The organism is Nocardiopsis sp. TNDT3 (assembly GCF_003427465.1).
Taxonomy (GTDB): Bacteria; Actinomycetota; Actinomycetes; order Streptosporangiales; family Streptosporangiaceae; genus Nocardiopsis; species Nocardiopsis dassonvillei.
In genome coordinates this window covers 1-1,038 of record NZ_QPFC01001384.1, presented here as the reverse complement: position 1 = coordinate 1,038, position 1,038 = coordinate 1, and the positions used below count along the sequence as shown (strand labels likewise).

The 1,038-nt window shown below is 75.6% G+C and carries 1 protein-coding gene; it reads right to left on the bottom strand.

Annotation, left to right across the window (positions count from 1 at the left end; genetic code table 11):
• The coding region (locus tag DQW06_RS28100; RefSeq protein WP_117199613.1) for a sporulation protein at positions 1-800 on the bottom strand (800 nt) is incomplete at its 3' end.
• Positions 801-1,038: the final 238 nt, after the last annotated feature.

Below are 1,038 nucleotides of genomic sequence, written 5' to 3'. Positions count from 1 at the left end.
TCCCCGTACTCCCCCTCGTGCCCGGAGAACCCGCGGCGCCGGTACAGCGCCTGCCCGATCCACTCGTCCACCGCCCGCGCCCAGTCGGTGTGGTCGGCCTCGGAGTGCTCGGCCCGGAACCAGCTGGGGGCGCCTCCCTCCGAGAACCCCTCGGCGTGGCGGTCGAAGACGAAGCCCACCCCGACGCCCGCCGGGTCGGCGGCGAAGAGGACCTCCACCTCACCCACCTCGTGCGCGTGGTGCTCGGCGGGGTGGAACACCAGGGTCTGGAGGAACGCGGACTCCTCGTGGGGCCCGGGCGCCGGCCAGCCCTCCACCCGCACTCCGGCGAACACGGCCCCCAGCCGCAGCATCGCCTCCAGCACGCGGTCCTGGATCGGCAGCGGGTGGACGTGGACGCGGTCGAGGTCGCCCTTGTCCGCGTCCCCGTCGACGATCACCTCGGTGCGCAGCCCCGCCAGGACGCCGGGCAGCGGCGAGCCCCCGGCCTCGGTGAGGGGCGCCTGCCAGGGGACGGGGTGGCTGAAGGGGATCGACAGGTGCTCCCCGGCGTCCAGGCTCACGCCCGCCGCCACGGGGACGCGGGTGCACTCCGCGCCGCCGGTGGCCTCCCCCTCCTCGTCCTCGGTCCGGGCGACCAGCACGAGGACGATCTCGGCGATCTCGGTGCGGCTCCCGCCGCCCGTGAGCTCGACGCTGCCCTCCAACAGGTCCCCGGGGCGGGTGTGGGGGTGCGGCAGGACGGTGTCGACGGTGGGTCCGTCGTCACCGAAGGCGGCGAGCAGGCGTTTGAAGACCATGGTTTCCTTCCGGGAGGCGTCGTGTGCGCCCCGGCGCGCGGATGGCCGGTGCGCTGGTGTCGCCCGCCCAACGCGGACGCGGTGCGCGCCGGTTCCGCGAGGACCGGGCCCGGATTCCGGGGGAGGGCTTTGGGGGCGTCCGCAAACGCGCCCGTGCGCAGTGTGGCCGGGAGTGTGCGAACGGTGCCCGGCGATGGCGCCGGTGAGACCGGCGGGTCCCGCAGGTCCACGGTGGGCC